Source organism: Aquirufa sp. HETE-40SA, from assembly GCF_054558635.1.
In genome coordinates this window covers 225903-239979 of the sequence record NZ_JBPXKN010000001.1, presented here as the reverse complement: position 1 = coordinate 239979, position 14077 = coordinate 225903, and the positions used below count along the sequence as shown (strand labels likewise).

Annotated in this window: 13 protein-coding genes; 5 read left to right on the top strand and 8 right to left on the bottom strand. The window is 39.3% G+C overall.

Translation table 11 applies throughout. The features are described from left to right. Positions 1–2 precede the first annotated feature (2 nt). The 4 genes from ACRZ9O_RS01095 to ACRZ9O_RS01080 all read right to left on the bottom strand — a co-directional run bounded on the left by ACRZ9O_RS01095 (position 3) and on the right by ACRZ9O_RS01080 (position 3474). On the bottom strand, positions 3–1310 hold the full coding sequence (locus tag ACRZ9O_RS01095; RefSeq protein WP_459455539.1) for a lytic transglycosylase domain-containing protein: 1308 nt from the start codon (positions 1308–1310) through the stop codon (positions 3–5). After that, a complete protein-coding gene (gene gatA / locus ACRZ9O_RS01090) occupies positions 1297–2712 on the bottom strand; it encodes an Asp-tRNA(Asn)/Glu-tRNA(Gln) amidotransferase subunit GatA (RefSeq protein WP_459455537.1) in 1416 nt (471 codons plus the stop codon). The genes ACRZ9O_RS01095 and gatA overlap by 14 nt, the downstream gene beginning before the upstream one ends. Before the next feature lie 77 nt (positions 2713–2789). After that, entirely contained in the window at positions 2790–2993 is a 204-nt protein-coding gene (locus ACRZ9O_RS01085; RefSeq protein ID WP_130896812.1) for a Sec-independent protein translocase subunit TatA/TatB, read from the bottom strand. A 61-nt stretch (positions 2994–3054) separates the two neighbouring features. Next, positions 3055–3474 carry a YkvA family protein gene (locus ACRZ9O_RS01080; protein ID WP_459455534.1) on the bottom strand — a complete coding sequence of 140 codons (420 nt, stop codon included), beginning with the start codon at positions 3472–3474 and terminating at the stop codon, positions 3055–3057. A gap of 97 nt (positions 3475–3571) precedes the next feature. Here ACRZ9O_RS01080 and mdh point away from each other — a divergent pair, with 97 nt between their 5' ends. Continuing rightward, positions 3572–4507: a malate dehydrogenase gene (mdh, locus tag ACRZ9O_RS01075; protein WP_459455532.1), complete on the top strand. Its 936-nt coding sequence runs from the start codon at positions 3572–3574 to the stop codon at positions 4505–4507. A 140-nt stretch (positions 4508–4647) separates the two neighbouring features. Here mdh and ACRZ9O_RS01070 read toward each other — a convergent pair whose 3' ends face one another. Next, a complete protein-coding gene (locus tag ACRZ9O_RS01070; protein ID WP_459455531.1) occupies positions 4648–5883 on the bottom strand; it encodes an ABC transporter permease in 1236 nt (411 codons plus the stop codon). A 136-nt stretch (positions 5884–6019) separates the two neighbouring features. On the opposite strand from ACRZ9O_RS01070, the gene ACRZ9O_RS01065 reads away from it, so the two are divergent. Together ACRZ9O_RS01065 and ACRZ9O_RS01060 are read left to right on the top strand one after the other, a co-directional pair. Next, positions 6020–8965 carry an FAD-binding and (Fe-S)-binding domain-containing protein gene (locus ACRZ9O_RS01065; protein WP_459455529.1) on the top strand — a complete coding sequence of 982 codons (2946 nt, stop codon included), beginning with the start codon at positions 6020–6022 and terminating at the stop codon, positions 8963–8965. 7 nt (positions 8966–8972) lie between these two features. Further along, the gene (locus ACRZ9O_RS01060; protein WP_459455527.1) at positions 8973–9269 is read left to right on the top strand and encodes a DUF4286 family protein; all 297 of its coding nucleotides are present in this window, start codon (positions 8973–8975) and stop codon (positions 9267–9269) included. A gap of 105 nt (positions 9270–9374) precedes the next feature. Here ACRZ9O_RS01060 and ACRZ9O_RS01055 read toward each other — a convergent pair whose 3' ends face one another. Continuing rightward, the gene (locus tag ACRZ9O_RS01055) at positions 9375–10067 is read right to left on the bottom strand and encodes a uracil-DNA glycosylase (protein WP_459455525.1); all 693 of its coding nucleotides are present in this window, start codon (positions 10065–10067) and stop codon (positions 9375–9377) included. 14 nt (positions 10068–10081) lie between these two features. Between ACRZ9O_RS01055 and apaG the strand changes: the two genes are divergently transcribed. Both apaG and ACRZ9O_RS01045 read left to right on the top strand, forming a co-directional pair. Beyond that, positions 10082–10468: a Co2+/Mg2+ efflux protein ApaG gene (apaG, locus tag ACRZ9O_RS01050; protein WP_459455523.1), complete on the top strand. Its 387-nt coding sequence runs from the start codon at positions 10082–10084 to the stop codon at positions 10466–10468. After that, a complete protein-coding gene (locus ACRZ9O_RS01045) occupies positions 10468–10839 on the top strand; it encodes a hypothetical protein (protein WP_459455521.1) in 372 nt (123 codons plus the stop codon). The genes apaG and ACRZ9O_RS01045 overlap by 1 nt, the downstream gene beginning before the upstream one ends. 30 nt (positions 10840–10869) lie before the next feature. On the opposite strand, the gene ACRZ9O_RS01040 is transcribed toward ACRZ9O_RS01045, so the two are convergent. Together ACRZ9O_RS01040 and ACRZ9O_RS01035 are read right to left on the bottom strand one after the other, a co-directional pair. After that, positions 10870–12690, bottom strand: coding sequence for a DEAD/DEAH box helicase (locus ACRZ9O_RS01040; RefSeq protein ID WP_459455519.1), 1821 nt, complete (start codon positions 12688–12690; stop codon positions 10870–10872). Between the two features lie 152 nt (positions 12691–12842). After that, entirely contained in the window at positions 12843–14060 is a 1218-nt protein-coding gene (locus ACRZ9O_RS01035; RefSeq protein WP_459455517.1) for a hypothetical protein, read from the bottom strand. Positions 14061–14077 lie beyond the last annotated feature (17 nt).

Below are 14077 nucleotides of genomic sequence, written 5' to 3'. Positions count from 1 at the left end.
AATTACCTGCGTTTACGGCGTTTTTTAGACTTGGCTTTTTTCTTTTTTGAAACCTTTTTCTTTTTCTTCTTTGAGGACGTTTTTTTCCACTTTTGAGAGGTCTTTACTTTCGCTAGCTTAAAATAAACCAGTATCTGCCCCTTTCTTAATTTAGAACCTTTGATTCTATTTAATCGCTTTAGCTCAGAAGTACTTAATCCTAACTTCCTTGCAATGCTAGAAAGCGTTTCCCCGCTCCTCACTTTATACGTATGTCTTCTTGCAATTGGAGATGGTTCTTCTATTGTCTGGGAAGTATCTATTTCTACTAAATCTGGTGCAGTTAAGTCTGTCCTGGCTGAATCTAAAATTTGAGATCTATTTTTTTCGAAGTAAGAAAAATGACTTCTTGGTATATGTACCTTTACCTGTTGCGCATTTTTAGGTAAAAAATGTGATATGATATGCGGGTTCAGACGCTTTAAGGTATCTAAAGAAAAACCTGTTAAACGAGATAAAGTAGATAAATTAAGATAACCACTGACTAAAATACTATCCTTGGGAATTTCAATTACCCAGTTCTCTGGCTGAATAGAATGATCCCAATGGTAATTCATCATATACGTCATCGCAATAAACTGGGGTACGTATGCTTTTGTCTGTGCAGGAAGGCAAGCGTAAATCCCCCAAAAATCATTCGAACCGCCACAGCGACGCATCGCTCTTTTCACATTAGAGGGTCCCGTATTATAGGCTGCTAAGGCAAGATGCCAGTCTCCAAATGTTTTATATAGTCGTTTCAAATACTGACATGCGGCATCTGTGGCTCTTTCCGCATCGAATCGTTCATCAATATATTGATCCACCCGCATCCCAAAATCTCCTCTCGCTGTATAGGGCATAAATTGCCACAGTCCACCCGCTCCTTTATTTGAAATAGCCTTATTTTCTAAACCTGACTCAATTAATGACAAGTATTTCAATTCATCTGGTAAGCCATATTTTTTTAAATACTTCTCATACAAAGGGAAATAAATATCTTTACGCTCTAACATTCGCTGCGTGAAACTTGCCTTACGAAAGGCAAAAATTTCCACAAACTGGTGCGTAATAATATTGTAATGTAACGGAATCTCATTTTCCAGCTTTTTTAAACGCTCTTGAATCAATCCTGGGTCGATACTGAAAGCCGGAGGACCGCCTTGCTCTAGATTAGCTAACGAATCAATTTGCTTAAAATCATAGGCAGGTTGATAAGCCCCAGTGATTTGTCCAAAGGAAATAGAGGAAATAAATAAACAAGAAAGAAGAACAATTCTATTCCAAATCATCGCTTAATAATTCGCCTACATTTAACAATTTTTCCTCTTGAAATGGATTAGTCATCAATTGAAAACCCATCGGTAATCCTGTGGAATCCTTACCCATAGGTATCGATAAACCAGGAATACCAGTAACATTAGCTTGAACTGTAAATAAATCCCCTAGATACATTTGGATTGGATCCAAGGTCTTTTCCCCTAGACGATAAGCCGTAGATGAAGTCGTAGGAGAAATGATAAAATCATAATCCGCTAAAATAGCGAGCGTTTTTTCTTGAATCAATCGACGTACTTTTTGGGCTTTCGTATAGTAGGCATCATAATAATCCGCACTTAAAACAAAGGTGCCTAACATAATACGACGTTGTACTTCTTCTCCAAAACCTTCTTGACGTGTACGCTTGTAAAGCTGCGTTAAATCAACCGGATTTTTAGTTCGATGTCCAAACTTCACTCCATCAAATCGAGCTAAATTAGAACTAGATTCAGCCGTAGTCAACACATAATAAGTGGGTAACAACTGATCGATGTAAGTGAATTCAACACCTTCCACTGTATATCCAAGACGTTTCAATTTGTCAACCTGAGCTTCAAATGCTACTTTAATTTCCGGTTGAAGACTAGGATGCTCTACTACTTCTTTGATGTAAGCGATACTTTTTTGATCTTTTTGAACAGCAGGAATAGTGGAACTCAACGTACTATCCTGACCATCATCCCCTTTAATGATATCTAATACTAAACGGGCATCTGAAACATAGTTTGAAATCGGTCCAATCGTATCAAAAGAGGACGCATAAGCAATTAATCCCCAACGAGAGACTAAACCATAGGTAGGCTTTAAACCTACTACACCACAAAATGCGGCGGGCATGCGAATGGATCCACCCGTATCTGTTCCTAATGAAATTTGGCACATTCCTGCTTGAACCGCTACTGCGGAACCACCTGAACTCCCTCCCGCCACATGGGCCGGATTCGAAAAATTCAGAACTGGACCATACGCTGAATTTTCATTTGTACTGCCCATCCCAAACTCATCGCAGTTTTGACGACCTATAATAATCGCATCTTCATCTAACAAACGTTGAACTGCCGTTGCGGAAAAGGTCGATTTAAAAGAGTCTAATATTTTACTTCCAGCATACGAATGATGCCCTTTATAACAAAGTAAGTCTTTAATACCTATGACTAAACCCGCTAATTTACCTGCGGTTCCAGCTTTAATTTTAGCATCAACAAGCACAGCCTGAGCCATCGCCTCGTCCTCATACACCTCCAAAAAAGCATTCAAAGCTTTATTATGCGCATAAATTTGATCTAAATGACTCGCCACTATAGAATAAACAGATAGCTCACCCGCTAACAATTTCTCCCTGATTTTGGCATAGGGTTGACTCGTATAACTCATTAAAATTAGGAATCTATATAAACACAAAAGCATAGTTGAATTTCTTCAACTATGCAGATATAGGGAAATAGAGTGACTTATTCTTTCGTATCGTCTAACTCTTTATTGATTTGATCTTTCACATCATTCTTCGCATTTTGAAACTCGCGAATACCTTTTCCTAGGCCTTTCATTAATTCTGGTAGTTTCTTGCCTCCAAAAAACAACAAAATCAATAACCCAATCAGTAACATTTCGCCACCACCTAGGCTATTTAAAAATAATAATATGCTTGCAGTCATCATATCGTGTTTTGTCTAAATTTTCGTAAATATATTTAAAAAAGGTTAATTATTCGTGTATTTAAAGATGTTTTTCAAACTCATCTAGCTCATCTTTGATTGCCTTCCCTACCCAAACTACAATAGCTAAATCATCTGCAAATCCGACTAAAGGCAAAAAGTCAGGGATAAAGTCAAAGGGCATTACAAAATAGAGTAAAGCAGCTGTGATTTTAATTAACGTTTTAACAGGTAGCTTAGTATATGAACCTTGGACATAGGCCTTAATAAGTTCGCTAAAAAGGATAATATAGCGATTCAATAATTTTACAACAGTTAAATCGCTAGAAGCGGCTGTCTCTTGCACCTTTTTCAAAGCTCCTTTAATCAAAGATAATAAGCCCACTTGGTTTTGAGAAAAGAGCATTTCACTCTTATTCATTGCTTCTTTAAAAAAATGGGAGTCGACAATTCGCTTTACCCAAGTCCCAGATTGTGACATAATAATTTCGATTAATGCTTAAATATAATGAAATCATTTAAGGATTTGTCGTATTTTTGTATCGTTTTTTGAATCATACTTACCAAAAATTATAACAATGAAAATCACAGTAGTAGGAGCAGGTGCTGTAGGAGCAACTTGTGCTGACAACATTGCCAGAAAAGAATTGGCAGATGAATTAGTTTTATTAGATATCAAAGAGGGTATCGCAGAAGGTAAAACATTAGATATGTATCAAACAGCTAGCTTGTTAGGTTTTGATACTAGACTAATCGGATCTACTAGTGATTACACAAAAACAGCTAATTCTGATGTTGTGGTGATTACGTCAGGACTTCCACGCAAACCAGGTATGACTCGTGAAGAGTTAATCGGAGTGAACGCTGGAATCGTAAAAAGTGTAGTTGAAAATATATTAAAATATTCGAAAAACCCGATTATCGTTATCATCTCTAATCCAATGGACACGATGACATATTTAACGAAATCGATTGCTGGATTAGACAAGCACCGCATCATCGGTATGGGTGGTACTCTAGATTCAGCTCGTTTCAAATGCTATTTAGCAAAAGCAATGGATGTGTCTATCAATGATATCTCTGGAACCGTTATTGGTGGCCATGGAGATACAACGATGATTCCATTGAAGCGTTTAGCGACCTACAATGGTGTTCCTGTCTCTCAATTCTTAGATGATTCTACTTTAGACAAGGTAGTCGCTGATACGATGGTAGGTGGTGCGACATTAACAGGCCTGTTAGGAACTTCAGCTTGGTATGCACCGGGTGCTGCAGGAGCAGCTTTAGTGGAAGCGATCGTTCGAGATGAAAAGAAGATTATGGCTTGTTGTGTATCTCTTGAAGGAGAATATGGCCAAAAAGATATCTGCCTAGGGGTTCCTGTCGTTTTAGGCAAGAATGGTTGGGAGAAAATCGTAGATTATAAATTAACAGAAGACGAGCAAGCTGCTTTCAATAAGTCAGCTGATGCAGTTCGTAATATGAACTCGGTTTTAGATACTTTATCTTTATAATTATTCTTTAAATTAAAAGCCTCTCCTATTTGTTTAGGGGAGGCTTTTTTGTGGGCTTAACTCAGTGGGCAGTGGACAGTCGGCAGTAGCCAGTGGACAGTAACAAGTAGTCAGTAACCAGTAGTCAGTTAAATACTAGTTTACTTAGATCGAATCGCGATCACGGGGTCCATTTTAGCAGCAACCCAAGCCGGGATAATTCCCGATAGAATTCCGATAAAGCTAGAGATAAACAATCCTGTCACTATATTCTTCATTGATAGTACCAGTGGCAAAGCATCTTGCGGAATAAGTGTGAGTAAGACGACCAACCCAATCCCTACTATACCTCCAATCAAACTCAAGAAAACAGCTTCGAAAAGAAATTGGAATAGAATGAAATAATTCTTTGCTCCTAATGACTTTTGGATTCCAATAATATTCGTTCGCTCTTTTACCGAAACGAACATAATATTCGCGATCCCAAATCCTCCTACTAAGAGAGAAAATCCAGCAATTAAAGCCCCAGACACATTTAACGCGGCAAAAATACCATCAAAGAATTGGTTTAATCCATCAAGTCGATTTACCGAAAAATTACTTTCCTGTTTGGGCTTTATCGAACGTAATGAGCGCATTAATCCTGTCACTTCACCTTCTAAATTCTCTTGTCCAATATCGTCATCTAAAGCTTTAATAGCTATATCTGGAGCCGGCTGATCTTTTTGAAATACAGCAGAAAATGTAGAATAGGGAATAAAGACTTTCTCATCAGGAGTTCCACCAAAACTCAACATATCACTTCCCTTCTTTTCAATTACGCCAATTACTTGAAACTTAATCCCATTTAACTTTATCTGATCACCGACAGCGGCCTGAAGATTTTCTGAAACTTTGGCACCTATGATGACTACATTTAATGCATTCTCCGACTCAATCGGCAAAAAATAACGTCCAAATTGCACAGGAACACTGGTAATTTGATTGTAATCATAACTCGCACCCGTCATGTTCACATCCATACTTGAACTTCCATTAGTTGCAGAAGCTGAACGGCCATTATCGATAATGGCTATGGCTTTGGCTGATTGTAAATTATCCTTTAGAAATTGAAACTCCGCATACTTCATTTCTGGACGATTCAAATACTTCCACCAAGGATAGTTGCTTTGCATTTCCCATGGCCATTTTCCAACATACAAGACTCCAGTGCCAGCAAAGGAATCAATCTCTGATCGAATATTCTTATTTAGGGAATCTACCGCTGTGAATACAGCTACGATAGCAAAAATACCAACGCTTACACCTAACAGCGAAAGAGTTGTTCGTAAAATATTAGATCTCAAAGCCTGGTAGGCAAAGATCAAACTCTCGTAAACTTGAATTAAAAACTTCATAGGATTTTGCTAAACTCAAATTTAAAAAATTAATTACTAGAAATACGCTTCCTTTTTATGAACAGATGGTATAAACTTTGAATGGCAATATGAAGGTAAGATTGGATTTTGTAATTTTAGTTTCCCTTTTGGAAATATGAGCTGGAGCAATTACGAAGTACGTTTGTTGAAAGACCACTTTGAAGGTCAATTATTTTTTGACGAGAGCCAATCTTCTCAAATAGCGAAGCGTATTTATGCCACCGATGCTTCCGTTTACCAAGTAAAACCAGCCGCTGTTGCTATTCCAGCCTCATCCAAAGACATCAAACGCCTGATACAATTTGCGAGTCAGGCAAAAACAGGCTTAATTCCTAGAGGAGCCGGCACTTCTCTTGCGGGCCAAGTTGTAGGTGATGGTGTCGTAATGGAAATATCTTCCGCATTAAGTAAAGTCATTTCTTTGAATCGAAAAGAAAAATCAGTCTGGATAGAGCCTGGAATTGTGCGGGATGACTTAAATAAACATTTAGCAACGGCTGATTTGTTTTTTGGTCCAGAAACATCCACCGCAAATAGAGCTCTTTTAGGTGGGATGCTAGGAAATAATAGCTGTGGATTACATAGCATTGTTTGGGGATCAGTGCGCGATCATATTTTGGAAACACGTGCTTTTTTATCGGATGGAACAGAGATACATACGCATCCTTTGACGCTGGAAGAATTCTACCACAAGACAACCCTGCAAAATTTAGAGGGCAAGATTTACCGCGAGATTCATCGCATGTTGAATAACCCAGAAATTCAAAGCTTGATTCGGGATAAGTTTCCTAAGAAATCCATTAAACGTAGAAATACGGGATATGCATTGGATGCCTTATTGGATATGCAGCCATTTACGCCGGATGGGGAACTCTTTAATCTATCCAAATTGATGGCAGGATCAGAGGGAACTTTGGCCGTCGTTCACGCGATGAAATTAAATTTATTAGATCTTCCTGAGCCTGAAGTGGCACTAGTGTGTATTCATTGTCATTCTTTACAAGAGTCCTTACAAGTAAATATTGAAGCTCTTAAGCATCCTATTCTTGCCTCTGAATTAGTGGATGATTACATACTTTCGTTTACGGAAGGCCATCCTAATTTCGAAAAAGACCGCGGATTTATTGATGGAAAGCCAGCTGCCATTTTGATGGTAGAGTTTCGTTCAACCGATCGTATCAGCTTAGAAGAGCAGGTTTCTGGACTCATTGAGCAATTGAAGTCACAAAAATTAGGCTATTCCTACCCCACTTTATATGGAAATGAAATTGCCAAAGGTTGGGACATCAGAAAAGCTGGTCTAGGGTTAATTCGAAATCTAGGGGGAAATACACAGCCGGTTAATTTGATTGAAGATTGCGCTGTAGATCCTTTGGACTTACCAGCTTATGTGGCTGAAATACAGGCTTTACTCATAAAATACGAAACGAATGCCGCTTACTATGCACACGCAGGAGCGGGAGAATTGCATATCGAGCCATTTATTAACTTAAAGAGCTCCGAGGGAATAGCTATCTTCCGCAGTTTGATTACGGAAACGGTCGAGATTCTGAAGAAATACAAGGGATCATTGAGTGGGGAACACGGAGATGGTCGTCTTCGGGGGGAGTTCATCCCTGCCTTAATGGGAAAAGAAGTTTACAGTCTATTTAAAGAAATTAAGCACGTTTTTGACCCCCATAATTTATTCAATCCAGGTAAAATAACGGATAGTCCCGCCATGGACACTGCCTTCCGATTTACGAATAAAAAAGCTGCAGAACCTAGTTATTTCTTTGATTACGGAGTTTGGAAAAACCCTCTAGGTCTAGCAGAAAAGTGCTCTGGATCTGGTGATTGCAAAAAAACAGCGTTAAGTGGAGGAACCATGTGTCCCAGTTATATGGCCACTTTACAGGAAAAAGATTCCACTCGAGCCAGAGCGAATATATTACGTCAATTGCTCAGTTCGCCTAAAGAGGAGACATTTAGCAACCCTGACCTACATGAAATTTTAGACTTATGTTTGTCTTGCAAAGGTTGCCAAACCGAATGTCCATCAGGCGTCGATATGGGAAAATTAAAGGCAGAAACCTTACAGCAATCCTATTTGAAAAATGGAGTTCCTCTTCGCACAAAATTAATTGGGCACTTTCCTACCCTACAGCGCTACGCTAGTTATGTTTCTCCTTTGTACAATTTCTTAGTTGAATTCCCGCTAACCTCTTCGTTGATCAAACTAGGAATGGGCTTCTCCATCGACCGAAGTTTGCCTACCGTACAATTCACAAGTTTAGAGAAATGGTTCGAACGCTATACTTCCAAAAACCCTCAAAATGCCTTTAAGAATGGATTTGTACATCTTTTAGCAGATGAATTTACGAATCACAATGAGGTGCCTTTAGGCCAAAAAACGATTCAATTATTAAATGCCTTAGGCTACGGAGTTATCATTCCTAAAGGAATTGTGACAGGCAGAAGTTTTATTTCCAAAGGAATGTTGATAGAAGCTAAAGCTTTAGCTAATGCAAATGTGGAGCAATTAGGTGATTTAATATCGAAAGAACATCCTTTGATCGGTATTGAACCGAGTGCCATCTTAACCTTCCGAGATGAAATACCATCGCTAGTAGACGCTGATAAACGCGAACAAGCGGAAAAATTAAAACCAAATTGTCTGTTAATCGATGAATTCATCGCCCGAGAATACAAAGCAGGCAAAATATCAGCTGACTCTTTCCATGGAAAACAGCAAAAAATCCTCTTACACGGACATTGCCATCAAAAATCAATTGCAGGATTAACCTCTACCCGAATCGCCTTAACCATTCCAGCCCAATATGAAGTAGAATTGTTGCCTACGGGATGCTGCGGGATGGCGGGATCATTTGGCTATGAGAAAAAACACTATAAAATCTCTCAACAAATCGCTAACCTTGTTCTATTCCCTCGTTTGTTAAATAAACCCATCAAGAGTATCATAGCTAGCAATGGAACTTCTTGCCGTCATCAAATCAAAGATGGCATCGAACAAACCGGTTACCACACAGCAGAAATTCTATATAACGCCCTAAAAGCCTAAAGAAATCATGATACAATACAACATATCGCTCTTTATAGAGCCAAGCATTACAGAGACCGCATTAAAAGCCTTGAAAACGGTAATTATGCCTGAAATAGAGAAGCAAACCTTCGTCGACCAGATTCATTTATTTGAAATAAGTTCTCACCAAGAACCTGATTCAAATGGCTACTCGCTACAATGTTGGCTACCCGAATTCGAAGAAAAGCACAAAGAATTTATTGAAGGAATTGTATCTGGTTTTTTCCAAAAGGAATTCGCGAATCAGTATGTGTACTTTCCGAGTCAATTGAAGAGAGTGTAGATTATAGATTATAAAGTAGAGAGTAGAGAGTAGAGAGTAGAGAGTAGAGAATTTACCACTTACCATTCACCATTTACCATATCTTTTCTCTATACTCTCTTATCTCTAATCTCGTCCCCAATCAATCCCCTCTTGCCCACTCGCGAAAAGGTACTCATTAATCTTCGAAAACGGCTTAGTCCCAAAAAATCCACCCCGGTTAGCAGATAAAGGTGAAGGATGCGCAGCTTCAATGATAAAGTGTCGTTGAGGATCGATAAATTTTGATAGCTTTTGTGCGTGTGCACCCCATAAAACAAAGACGATGTTTTGTTTCTCTTTACTCAAAGTTCCGATAACCTCTTGTGTAAATTCTTCCCAACCCTGTTTTGCGTGCGAATTTGGCTCTCCTGAGCGGACTGTTAATACACTATTCAATAATAAGACTCCTTGATTAGCCCAAGAACTTAAATCGCCGTCAAATCGAATGACTTTCATGTCGTCGTAAAGTTCTTTGTAGATGTTACGAAGCGAAGGCGGCAAAGGGAAAGCAGACGGAACAGAGAATGATAAACCTTGTGCCTGTCCAAGGCCGTGGTAAGGGTCTTGACCGATGATTACCACTTTGGTATCTAGAAATGAACAATGTTGAAATGCAGCGAAAACCGCATCCATAGGTGGGAAAATTTCTTTTTGATCAAATTCAGATTCTAAAAATCGACTGAGGTGATTAAAATAAGGAGAGGAAATCGATGAATTCAACACCTTTTTCCAATCATTATTCAAAGAATCAGCTAATTTTACTTTCAGATTACACATTAGACCTTATTAGGATGATAGAAGCATATTCAAATGGATTCTTAGTTTCAGTAGATACATCGCATCTACCCGAAATGGAATTAAATCCACCCTATAAGCATTTTTTCTCCTACCAAATTACAATCAAAAACTTGAGTAACCAACCGGGACAGCTTGTGAGTCGTTTTTGGGAGATTGTCGATGGAATAGGTTCAAAAGAGACGGTTAACGGATTAGGAGTTGTGGGCCAACAGCCTATTATCGAACCAGGAAATTCATTTACCTATACCTCTGGATGCCCATTAATTTCATCTATTGGTAAAATGAGTGGACATTATGTGTTCCTGAGTTTAGAAAACCAAGCCACCTTCAAAGTAGACATACCTCCATTTGAGCTTATTCCCGCTTATCACTTAAATTAATGAATCGGCTTCAATTTTACTTCAAGTCACAAACGGCACATGGATTACATTCACCTTCCATTTATGCCTTGTATTGCGAATTATTGAATCCCTATTTAAATCGGCGGCTGTCATATGTGCAATTAATTGAGGGACTTCAAAAACGTTATTCAGATTGCTCGCTTCTTGAGATTCAATCAAAAATAGATCTTGCCAAAACTGATCATAATACGATCATTCTGTTTGAGAAACCTCACGATAAAGAGGAAATATGGAATTCTTTATATTCGCATCCAGCGGTGATCCAAACAGTTGATCTATTTGACCTTGGGCTCCTATTCTTTAAACCCATTTGCCCTAAACAGCATTTCTATTTACGCAAAATGGCCTAAAAAAAGGGGCTCAATTTGAGCCCCTTCTACTTATTTGTCTGCTTTCGCAATATCGACATTCACTCGCTTACCCTTGATTTGGGCGCCGCTCATTTTGTCTAATACGACATTCGCATATTCTTTCGGTACATCCACAAACGTGTGTTTGTTCTCGATTTGAATTTGACCTAATACGTTTCCTGGAATACCTGATTCTCCTGCAAAAGCTCCCACGATATTCGATGGAGAGATTTTTTCGTTAAATCCAATGTTGACCACTAGACGTACCATATTTTCGTCAGATTTGTAAGGCTTACCATCGCGATCCACACGAGGACCACGAGGAGCTGAGTTACGATCACCGCCTCTTTCGAAACGACCACCGCGATCTCCGCCACGATCTCCACCTCTTTCAAAACGGCCAGCACCGCGGCGATCACCGCCACGATCTCCGCCACCCCAACGATCACCGCCACCGCCTCTTTCGAAACGACCACCGCCACCGCGTTCATCGCGACCATATTTACGCGAGCTACGTTCCATATCGCCTTCGAGATTTTCATCACCGAATTCGTTCTTCACGACACCCATGTTCATCTTTACTAACGCAGCCACAACTTGCTCTACAGTGAAACCAGCATGTTGGAAATTAGGTAAAGCATCATCAAATAACTCTAAACCGCCTTCAGCGATTGTAGCACCTACTCGATCAATAAACATACCCTTTTTCACACCTACTACGTCAGAGAAAGTAGGAATCACTCCTTTATCGATCTTCACCTTCGTGTAGTTCATGATATCACGCAAACGATTGCGCTCAGCTCCTACGACTAACGTAAATGCCTTACCAGACTTACCGGCACGACCTGTACGACCGATACGGTGTACGTAATATTCTTCGTCTAATGGAATATCGTAATTGATTACGGCATCCACGTTATCTACGTCCAAACCACGTGCTGCCACATCCGTCGCCACTAGGAAACTTACATTTCCACCACGGAAACGATTCATTACCTGGGTACGTTGTGATTGACGCAAGTCACCGTGAAGACCTTCAGCAGCGTATCCACGCAACATCAATTCTTCCACTACTTCGTCCACACGTTTCTTTTGGTTACAGAAAATCAAGACTAATTTCAACGAATAGAAGTCGATCAAACGAGTCGTCACTTCCATTTTCGCACGACCTTTTACATCATAGTATAATTGCTCGATGTTCACGTTCGTGATTTCGTTCTTCACTACCTTCACTAACTTAGGGTTAGTCAAATAACGATTTGTTAAGGCCATAATAGGCTTTGACATCGTTGCTGAGAACAAGACGGTTTGACGCTCGTTTGGAATTTCTTCCAAAATACTTTCGATATCCTCACGGAATCCCATATCTAACATCTCATCCGCCTCATCTAAAACCACCATCGATGTTTGATTTAATTTCAACGCACGACGCTCGATTAAGTCGATGACACGACCTGGTGTTCCCACCACGATGTTAGCCCCTGCTTTCAAGGACTTAATTTGACGATCGATGGAATCTCCACCATAAACCGTCGTCACCCAAACCCCTTTGGTAAACTTAGACAACTTCTTCATTTCTTCAGAAACTTGAACCGCTAATTCACGCGTAGGACATAAGATGATTGCTTGAACATACTTCTCAAAAGGAACAATATGCTCAATCATCGGAATACCGAACGCGGCTGTTTTACCAGTACCTGTCTGCGCTTGACCGATGACATCACGACCTTCCATTACGAAAGGAATTGCTTCTGATTGGATGGGAGAAGCAAACTCAAAGCCCATTTCTTTTACTGCTTCTTGGATTCCTTCCGACAATGGAAGCGAATCGAAGCGAATTTTTTCACTCATTTGATATATTTAATTACGATGCCCGAACACATCCGTAATTTAACTCCTGCCGATAGCCTTTGAATAAAGGAAAAAAGAGAGTTCCTGCGGATGTATTTAATAAACAAAGCACAAAAGTACCGCTTATTAAATTAGCATGCAATAAAATTGTACTATTTTAATGAAGAACGCTTTTTAAAGCTGAAAATGATTTGATTATTCGAGGAATTAGGCAAAGTGGCAACTGAAATTCGCTTCTGATTTAAGCCCTCACCTACCAGTCGATTCTTCAACACATAGGCGTGCTCTTTTGCTACAATCACCCCCTTTTCTGAGGCTACCTGCACCTGCACATCTACGTCTTTGAATTTATTCATACCCGCAGCAATCTGCTTAAATAAATAGGTTTTAGGAGAAGCTAACAACTCTGTTTTATCACTAAAATCAAGTTCTATGCAAGTAAGTTCCAAAGGGGTAACAACGGTAGAATCAGTCACATACGCGTGGAATTCTACGATCATAGATTCCTTAGGAATCTGGAACGGCTTGCCTTCAGGCCAAGCTAATGAAATTAAAGAATCATTTGTAGCTTTTACTGAATCAACTACTGCCTTTGTTAGACTATCATTTAATTTATTAAGGCTATCGATCGGTATGATTTGATCTGTATCCTCTTTAACCACTATCTCTTCTGAGTTTCCACTTCTAAAGGTAAAAAACAAACCAATCGACAATAATGCAATTCCAGTAATAACCCCAGCAATTAACTTGTAATTACGCGATGGACGATCATCCACTGCTACAAAAGGCTCGTCAAAAACAAAATTGTCACCTTTCAAAACATCTTTTAATACCAAAATGTCGACTAGAGCAACTTGAATTTTAGCTGGTGCTAAGGTATAAAAATCACTAGAGGCAGGTAAGTAATATTCTCCAAAAGACTTGTAATCTCGTAAAGCATCGTAATCAAACTCTTTAAGACGATATCCGTAAAGGGCATAACTCAAAGTTAGTCCCTTAATGATAGTCGAACTTTTTGCACCTAATTGCCCTCCCAATAAAGTGGCAACTGCACTTTTCTTATCCGGAAGTAAAATCCCCATCACCCCTTCTCCAAATCGATACATTAAATCATAATCAGGCATTCCTTTACCTGAGCTTACTAATTTCGCTACATCTTCTTGAGGAGCAGATTTAGCCAACATAAAATTATATAGGGCATTAAACCGAATTCTATTCCGAAATAATTTAAGCACACTACCCAATACCACCGCTTCAAACGCAGGAATCAACTCCACTACTTTCTCTTGCTTCTCAGTACAAAGGTCAGCAAGACGCTTGGCAAAAAATGCTTTTTCTTCGGGTGTTGTTAATGTAAAAACCTGGCTCATATGGATTATTTCTAAAA